Consider the following 8,288-nt stretch of genomic DNA (forward strand, 5'->3'; position numbering starts at 1 on the left):
TTCGAGCCGTGCCCCGGGCTGGTCCCGCGCGACCGTCGCGGGTGGCCCGGACCGCCGCGCTTCTCGCCGCCGCCGGCTGGTCTCCAGGGGTGTCTCAGAGGGTGTGAAGCACCCCTGAGCACCAGCCGGGACCCGAACGCGCGCCGCGGTCCGGGGCGGCCGCGGTCCCGCGCGAGACCAGCCCGGGACCCGGCTCGTAGCCTGCGGTCGGGCGCTCCGCGTGCGTACCGGAAAAAATGGGGTTGTCGGGCAGCTGACGGAGGTTTCGCGGGCCGGCTTCTAGCGTGGGGGAATGGCGGCATCGCAGGAGCACATCACCGCCGGCACGCCGCGCGGTGCGACCTTGGTGGACGGTGGCGCGGCGTTCCGGTTCTGGGCGCCGGCCGCGCAGCGGGTGTACGTGGCGCTCGACGGCGTCTTCACCTACCTGCCCGACCCGGACGACGAGCTGGTCAAGGATCCGGCGACCGGTGACTGGACCGGGTTCTTCCCCGGCGTGGAGGCCGGCACGAAATACCGCTTCTACGTGCTCGGCACCGGCGGCGAGGGCTTCAAACGCGACCCGCAGGCCCGTGAGCTGGAGTTGTACGGCTACCCCGAGTGCGACGCCCTCGTCGTCGACGACCGCGTCTACCCGTGGCACGACCGGGACTGGCGGCCGCCGGACTTCGCCGACCTGATCGTCTACCAGTTCCATGTCGGCGTGTTCGCGGCGAGTGACCGGTCCGGGCGCGACCGGCGGGCGCACCGCACCGCGAAGCTGCTCGACGCGGTGCAGCGGGTGCCCTACCTCGCCGACCTCGGGGTGACCGCGGTGCAGCCGCTGCCGGTCAACGAGTTCCAGGGGGAGTGGAGCCTCGGCTACAACGGCACCGACCTGTTCTCCCCGGAGATGGACTACTGCGTCGACCCGCAGGCGCTGGCGCCCTACCTGGACGTGGTCAACGAGCTGCTCGCCGCCCGCGGCGCCGGGCCGCTCAAGCACGAGCAGCTCGCCGGGCAGGCCAGCCAGCTCAAGGCGTTCGTCGACATCTGCCACCTCTACGGACTCGCGGTGATCTTCGACGTGGTCTACAACCACGCCGGTGGCGGCCTCGACCCGCAGAGCCTGGACTACATCGACCTGCCGGCCGGGCCGGGGCCGGACAACAACGCGTACTTCTCCGCGCGGGACTGGGCCGGTGGGCGGGTGTTCGCCTTCGACCGGGCGCCGGTGCGCGAGTTCCTGACCGCCAACGCGCTGATGTTCCTCGACGAGTACCACGGCGACGGGCTGCGCTTCGACGAGGTCACGGTGATCGACGCGATGGGCGGCTGGGGGTTCTGCCAGGAGCTGACCGGGACGCTGCGGGCGGCCAAACCGCAGGCCGTGCAGATCGCCGAGTACTGGGGGCAGTACCGCCGGTTGGCCGTGCAGCCGCCGCCCGGCGGGATGGGCTTCGACGTGCACTACGCCGACCGGCTGCGGGACGCGGTGCGCGGCGTGGTCGCCGACCGGGGCGCCGGGGTCGGGCGGATCGCGGACGGGCTGCGCGTCGAGGGGGAGACCTGGCGCTCGTACAACTGCCTGGAGAACCACGATCTGGTGCTGGACATGGACGATCACCGGGCGCCGCGGATCGCCCGGCTCGCCGACGGGTCGAATCCGCGGTCCTGGTATGCCCGCAGCCGCTCCCGGGTCGCCACCGGCCTGCTGCTGACCGCGCCCGGCCTCCCGATGATCTTCATGGGCCAGGAGTTCCTCGAGGACAAGCTCTGGTCGGACAGCCCGGGCCGCAGCGACCGGCTGATCTGGTGGGACGGCGCGCTCGGCGCGGACCGGCACATGGCCGACTTCCTGCGCTGCACCCGCGAGCTGATCCGGCTGCGGCGCGCGCTGCCCGCCCTGCGCTCCGAGGGCCTGGAGATCCTGCACGTCGACGAGGCGAACCGGGTCCTGGCCTTCCGCCGCGGCTTCCTCCGCGGCGAGGAGGTGACGGTGGTGCTGACGTTCAGCGAGTCGACGCTGTATGACTACCGGCTCGCCTTCCCGCGCCCGGGCCGCTGGCGGGAGGTCTTCAACAGCGACTACTTCGACCACTTCCCGAACCCGCAGGTCGCCGGCAACGCCGGGATGATCACGGCCGATCCGTGGGCCGCCATGACCATCCCCGCCAACGGTCTGCTGATCTTCAAGGTCGACTGACCGTTGTCGCTCGGGAGCCCGTGGTGGTCTCGCGCGTCACCGCCGTCCCGGCTACGGCCAGGTCTTCGCCTCGGTGGCGAACAGATCACCCGAGCTCTGCACCGGCACCACGCAGAGCAGGTGCCCGCCCGGCGCCCGCAGGATCTTGTGGCCGCCGTGGTCGGTGGAGAGCTCGGCGCCCAGGCTCAGCAGCCGGGCGGTCTCCGCGTCGACGTCGTCGGTCTCGATGTCGACGTGGTAGCGGGCCGTGTCGTGCACCGCCTGCACGTCCACCGCCAGGCCCGGGAACACCCCGGCGATCCGGGTGAACTCCGGCTCCTCGGGGATCGGCTCGACGGCGCCACCGAGCGCCGAGGCCCAGAAGGTGCTCGCGGCGGCCGCCTCGCCCTCCGGGGTGTCCATGAACAGTCCGTACAACCGGCTTCGATGCATGCCGTCGACCTTAGTTGTAGAGACTGTCCAATTCGGCCTGGTACTGCTCCTCGACCACCCGGCGGCGCAGCTTCAGCGACGACGTCAACTCGCCGGTCTCGACGGTCAGATTGCGGTCCAACACGGCGAACTTCTTGATCGTCTCCCAGGAGTTGAGCGTCTCGTTCAACCGGTCGACACATGTTTGAAGATCCGCGCGGAGTGCGGCGGACCCGGCGATCTCGGCGTAGGGCGCGTCGGCGAGGCCGTGCGCGGCGGCCCACGTCGTGGCCTCGTCCGGGTCCAGGTCGATCAGCGCGGTGATGAACTTGCGCTTCTCGCCGTGCACCACGAACTGGCCGGCCAGGGGGCAGATCGCCTTGAACCGGGCCTCGATCGCCTGGGGTGCGACGTACTTGCCGTTCGACGTCTTGATCAGGTCTTTCTTACGGTCGGTGATGCGCAGCGAGCCACGCTCGGTGATCTCGCCGATGTCCCCGGTGTGCAGCCAGCCGTCGCTGAGCACGCCTTTCGTGTCGAGGCCGTGGTAGCCCTGCATGATGCCGGGGCCGTTGAGCAGGATCTCGCCGTCCTCGGCGATCTTCACCCGGGTGCCGGGCAGCGGCATGCCGACCGTGCCGTACTCCGGGCGGTCCGGCCGGTTGAAGATGGTCGTCGCACACGACTCGGTGAGGCCGTAACCCTCCGCGATCGGCAGGCCGATCGCGTCGAACCAGCGGGCGATGTCCGGCGAGAGCGCGGCGGCGCCGGAGATGAAGTAGCGCATCCGGCCGCCGAACCGCGCCCGGACCTTCGCCAGGACCAGGCGGTCCGCCACCCGGAACCGGAGGCCGGATTTCTTGCGGTCCGCGACCCCGACGGCCCAGTTCAAGAGCAGTTTTTGTACGCCGGTGGACGCGCTGACCGCGGCGTACACCTTCTCGAAGATCCGCGGGACGGCCGGCATGATGGTCGGCCGGACCTCGCCCAGCCGCTGCACGATCCTGCTGACGTCACCGTCCACCGCGAACGGGAAGCCGACCGACAGCTGGCAGCTCAGCAGCGCCTTGCCGAACGCGTGCGACAGCGGCAGCCAGAGGTAACCCAGGTCGTCCGGGTGCACGATGCCCATCGCCTCGATCGCCAGGCCCTGGTAGATCCACGCGGAGTGGGCGACCCGGACACCCTTGGGCAGGCCGGTGGTGCCGGACGTGTAGATCAGGGTGGCCAGGTCGTCAGGTCGTACCCGAGAGGTTGTCGATGTGACCCGGTCCGGATCGCCCTCCAGGAGCGTGCGGCCGAGCGCGCGCAGCGCGGCGAGGGTCTGCACCCGCGGATCGTCCGCGTCGCCGTCGATCAGCACCACCCGCTCGACCGGCGTGCCCTCGAAGAGGATCTTCGGGAGGTGCGCGGCGCTCTCGACGATCGCGAACCGGCTGCCGGAATCGGTCAGGATGTGGGCGACCTCCTCGGCCGACGACGACGGGTAGACCGTGGTGGTCGCGCCTCCGGCGCACATCACGCCGAAGTCCGCCTCGATCCACTCGACCCGGGTGCCGCTGGCGATCGCGACCCGGTCCTCCGGCTGCAGTCCGAGATCGATCAGGCCGGCGGCGATCTCGGTGACCGTCTGCGCGGTCTGTGACCAGCTCTGCGGCTGCCAGCCGTCCGGGCCGGGGCGCAGGTAGGCGACGGCTTGCGGCTGCGCGGCGGCCCGCTCCAGGAACATGGCGCCGAACGAGGCGGGCTCGTGCTCGCGCAGCCGCTTCAGCAGGTCCTGCTCGGCGGCCGGCGCGGTGCAGGTCTCGGTCATCTGGGCTCCTCCACCATCCGGGTCAGCCAGATCGTCAGTTCCGGTGCCAGGGCTAGTAGGTCTGTGGTGTCTTGGTGGTCGCTTCCGGTCGCCCTGTCGTCGGGCGCGGCGTCGTTTCCGCGCGGGTCGCCGCCGTTTCTGTCGTCGCTTCCGCTCGTGCCGTTTCGGGTCGTGCTGTTTCCGGTCGTGCTGTTTCCGGTCGTGCTGTTTCCGGTCGCGCTGTCGCTGCTTCCGGTCGTGCTGCTTCCACTGTCCAAGGCGTCCGAGGCGATCTGGCGGAGGGCGTAGATCGCGCCGACGAAGGCGCTCAGCGGTGCGGCCGGACCGTCGCCGGGGAACTGTTGTTCCCGCAGGTCACGGATGAATCCGGCGAGACGCTCGACGGCTTGGCGACGGCGCTGCCGCGCCGGCCGCCCGAGGGCGTCCATCTCCACCTGGAACGCCCGGGCCGCGACCCGATCCCATTCCAGCGTCCCGAGGTAGGCCGTGACGAACCCGCCCACCACCCCGGCCCAGTCCCGGGCGGTCCCGGCGTCCGCGGCGAGCCGGGCCAGGAACACCTCGATGAACCGGTCGTAGGCCGCGTAGACGCAGGCGTCCTTGTCGGCGAAGCTCTCGTAGAAAGCGGCCCGTGACACCGCCGCCCGCGCGCAGATCTCCCGGACGCCGAAGCCCCGGTAGCCCTCGCCGGCCAGCAGCTCGGTCGCGGCGATCAGCATCTTCTCGCGCTGCGCGGTGCTGACCTGCTCGCGGGTGAGCTCGTGCCGGCCCCGGGGCAGCGACGGCGGGGTCGTGAAGACGACGCCACTGGCGATCCGGTCCGGCATGCTGGGTCCCATCTGAGTACGCGTTGTTACTCCAACCTTCCCACGCCGTTCTGCCGTCACCCGACAAGTCCTGCTCCGGACCCGGCAGGATGGGCTGGTGGAGACGGACCTGGAACTGGCCCAGCGGGCCGCACTGATCGGCGCGACCGAGGCGCTCCGCCACTTCGCGGTGATCGCCGACCTGCCGCAGGAGCGCAAGAAGGACGGCAGCGTGGTGACCATGGCCGACCGTGCCGTCGAGGACACCATCCGTGCCGTGCTGACCGCCGCCCGCCCGGCCGACGCGATCCTCGGCGAGGAACACGGCGAGACGGCGAGCGGCAACGGCCGCCGCTGGATCATCGACCCGATCGACGGAACGGCACTGTTCGTCCGCGGCGACAACCGCTGGCTGGTGCTGATCGCCCTCGAGGTGGACGGTGAGGTCACGGTGGGGGTCCAGGTGGTCCCAGCGCAGGGCCTCGCCTGGTGGGCGGAGCGCGGCCGAGGCGCCTTCCGCGCCCGAGCCCTGTTCAACACCGCAGCCCCTTCCTCCCCTGCCGCCTCTGGCGCTGCCCACCTCGCTCCCGCCGTTGCTGCGGCCGGGTCCCTTACCCCTTTCATCCCTTCTTCGATTTCTGCCGATTCCCATTCCTCCTCGCCGGGCGTTCCTCCCGCGGGTTGGGGCGGGGTTGGTGCTGCCGAGCGGCTGGTCGACGTGGAGCGGATCCACGTGGCGGCCGCGCGCGACGGGGTGGCCGGGAGCCGGCTCGGGGTGGTGCCGCTGGACTGGGGGCGGGAGGTGGCCGAGCCGCTGCTCGGGGTGGCCGCCGAGCAGCCGTGGCCGGTGCACCCGCCGCTGCTGGTGGCGCAGGGTGACCTGGACGTGGCGGTGCAGACCAGTGGGCAGATCTGGGACTTCGCGGCCAGCTCGGTGATCATCCCGGAGGCGGGCGGGGTGTACCGCGGGCTCAACGGCCAGGAACGACCGGGCGCGGGGGCCTTCGTGTTCGCCAGCAGTCCGCAACTGCTGGACGAGTCGCTGCGTCTCCTTCGTGGAGAAAGCGCTGATATTCCAGTTTAATAGGCTTTTGAGCGACTTAACGTGACCTCCTTCGGTGAACGGAGTGATCACGTGACCCCCTCTCTTGCCTGCCGTTGCTGGGCCGGTCTCGCCGGCGCCACGGTGCTGGTGCTCGGCGCGGTGACGGCCTGCGGCTGGCCCTGAGCCTGCTCGGCTTCAACCTGGGCATCGAAGAGCCATCCAACTGCTCCTGGTCACTCTGGCCCTGCCGGCCCTGCTGCTGTCCGCCATGCTCCTGTCCAGCCCTTCCTGCGCCTGACCGGCGCCCTGTTGGCCGCCCTGACCTCCGGAGGTTGGCTGGCCGACCGCCTGGGCCACCCCAACCCGGCTGCCGCCGCCGACAACCTCGGTTCCCATACCTTCCTCATCCTGATCGGCCTGATCCTGGTAGCGGTCCTCGCCGGGGTGGCGGTCCTCGCCGGCGCCTGGGCCCTGACAACCACCCGCCACCTGACACCCCTCCGGTCTCCGCTTCCCGCGGCTGCAGCTCGTTCGCAGGTCTGTCGTCAACACACCCGTTGCTGGCGGCAGACTTGCTTTTATCCACAGCTGCCCGCGATCTTCGCCACCCACCATTCTCGCGGCGGCGCACAAGTGGTGAAGCTGCTTCCCTTATCTCCTGTGTAACCCGGTGACGAGCGACGCCTCTGAATGTCAAATCCGCAAATATGAAAAAGGCAGAGTCGGTCACCGAAAGGCGGACTCGTGCCGCCCACCTGCCTTTCATGTCCTGGCCCGGCAGCCTGAAGAACCTGCTCGACTGGCCGGTCGACGGCGGCGAGCTGAGGGGAGGCGGCGGCGAGCTGACGGGGAAGGCGGCGGCGGCGAGCTGACGGGGAAGGCGGCGGCCTGGCTGTCCGTTGTTGCGCCGGGTCGCGACGGCGGCACCGGGTCGGCCCGCGACATTTCGGCTGGAACCGGACCTGACAGATGCTTGCCGGGCCGAGGCGTCCAGGATCGGGGCGCTGCCGGTGGGTCCGAGCTGGTCGGAATGTGTTGAGTGGTGGTCTGGGATGAGCCGGAACCGAGGCCGGGTCGGTGGGCGCAGGCCGGTGAGAGGAGGCGTGGTTTCCTTCGTCGATCGTGTCTGCCGGCATGCCGATCGCGTCGGGCGGCATGCCGATCGCGTCGGGCGGCAGCGTCGGGTCAGGCTCGCTTGTGCGCGGGCGGTCGTGGTCGCCCGCGCAGGTGCGGCCGTGGGAGCGGGGCCGGGCGCGGGGTTTCTCGGTGCGGGGGACTGGCCGGTCTTCCGCCGGTCGGGGAGCCCGAAGCTGTGTGGTGCCCGGTGATGGAGGGGACGGCGGTCGAGTTGGAGCCGGCCTTGACGTGGCCGCTGGGCCGGGCGCGGCGCGGGACAGCTCTATGAGGCGCAGGCGCTCGGCGTGGCGGCGCTGCAGACCCCACTCGCGGTGTCGCTCGTGGTCGCGCCGGAACTTCTCGCTGGCAGCTGAGTAGTTGCGCGAGGCGGTGCGGTCGCGCATCTCGGTGATTTCGGCCCTGGTGAACAACGATAGCTGTGTCATGCGTTCATTCTTCCGGACCGTCAATGCGTCATGTCAGTATTCGATCATGCCATTCTCTAGGTTTCCGCAATCATGTTCCGCGTCTTAGGGGCGGCAAGAGTACGCATTATTTGGCAGTGCGATTTAATGGCGATCATGATGCGGTTCTGCAAGTATTCGATTGTCATTGAAATCGCGGTTCGTCCGGTGGGCTAGGGGCGCGGCGACCGCGGAAGGCTGGGCTGGCGATGGATGAGGCCAGCGTGCGCCTGGCCGGTGGGGCAGGTGCCGTGCTGGTGGGCAGTCCGGGCGCTGATGGCCGGGCGGCGGGTCGGGTGCTGATGGCCGGGCGCGCGCCAGGATCAGCGCTGCGCTGGGATCAAAGGTGCGCCGCGTTCAGGGCAGTGCCGGAGCCAGGACGGCGGGGGCACGGCGGCGCCGGGGAAAGGCTGCTCCAGAGCCTGGGCTGCGCTGGGGGCTAAAGGTC

6 protein-coding genes are annotated in these 8,288 nt (G+C 70.4%); 3 read left to right on the plus strand and 3 right to left on the minus strand.

Annotation, left to right across the window (positions count from 1 at the left end; all coding sequences use genetic code 11):
* The first annotated feature begins 292 nt into the window (after nt 1–292).
* A complete protein-coding gene (locus Apa02nite_RS45095) occupies nt 293–2,185 on the plus strand; it encodes an alpha amylase C-terminal domain-containing protein (protein WP_203830619.1) in 1,893 nt (630 codons plus the stop codon).
* A 51-nt stretch (nt 2,186–2,236) separates the two neighbouring features.
* Here Apa02nite_RS45095 and Apa02nite_RS45100 read toward each other — a convergent pair whose 3' ends face one another.
* Genes Apa02nite_RS45100 through Apa02nite_RS45110 form a run of 3 tightly spaced genes read right to left on the minus strand, consistent with a single transcriptional unit; the run spans nt 2,237 to nt 5,236 of the window.
* Complete coding sequence (locus Apa02nite_RS45100) at nt 2,237–2,617, minus strand: VOC family protein (protein ID WP_067699448.1); 381 nt, start codon at nt 2,615–2,617, stop codon at nt 2,237–2,239.
* 10 nt (nt 2,618–2,627) lie between these two features.
* On the minus strand, nt 2,628–4,409 hold the full coding sequence (locus Apa02nite_RS45105) for an AMP-dependent synthetase/ligase (RefSeq protein ID WP_203830620.1): 1,782 nt from the start codon (nt 4,407–4,409) through the stop codon (nt 2,628–2,630).
* Complete coding sequence (locus Apa02nite_RS45110) at nt 4,406–5,236, minus strand: TetR/AcrR family transcriptional regulator (RefSeq protein WP_239165015.1); 831 nt, start codon at nt 5,234–5,236, stop codon at nt 4,406–4,408. The genes Apa02nite_RS45105 and Apa02nite_RS45110 overlap by 4 nt, the downstream gene beginning before the upstream one ends.
* A gap of 97 nt (nt 5,237–5,333) precedes the next feature.
* Between Apa02nite_RS45110 and Apa02nite_RS45115 the strand changes: the two genes are divergently transcribed.
* A complete protein-coding gene (locus Apa02nite_RS45115; protein ID WP_239165016.1) occupies nt 5,334–6,299 on the plus strand; it encodes an inositol monophosphatase family protein in 966 nt (321 codons plus the stop codon).
* Nucleotides 6,300–6,967: 668 nt separating this feature from the next.
* A complete protein-coding gene (locus tag Apa02nite_RS45120) occupies nt 6,968–7,132 on the plus strand; it encodes a hypothetical protein (RefSeq protein ID WP_203830622.1) in 165 nt (54 codons plus the stop codon).
* The last annotated feature ends 1,156 nt before the right edge of the window (nt 7,133–8,288 follow it).

This window comes from Actinoplanes palleronii, assembly GCF_016862315.1.
GTDB lineage: Bacteria > Actinomycetota > Actinomycetes > Mycobacteriales > Micromonosporaceae > Actinoplanes > Actinoplanes palleronii.

Coding starts and splice junctions, on each gene's coding strand:
- Apa02nite_RS45095 (WP_203830619.1), top strand. CDS start 293: ATGGCGGCATCGCAGGAGCACATCACCGCCGGCACGCCGCGCGGTGCG.
- Apa02nite_RS45100 (WP_067699448.1), bottom strand. CDS start 2,617: ATGCATCGAAGCCGGTTGTACGGACTGTTCATGGACACCCCGGAGGGC.
- Apa02nite_RS45105 (WP_203830620.1), bottom strand. CDS start 4,409: ATGACCGAGACCTGCACCGCGCCGGCCGCCGAGCAGGACCTGCTGAAG.
- Apa02nite_RS45120 (WP_203830622.1), top strand. CDS start 6,968: ATGAAAAAGGCAGAGTCGGTCACCGAAAGGCGGACTCGTGCCGCCCAC.
- Apa02nite_RS45110 (WP_239165015.1), bottom strand. CDS start 5,236: ATGCCGGACCGGATCGCCAGTGGCGTCGTCTTCACGACCCCGCCGTCG.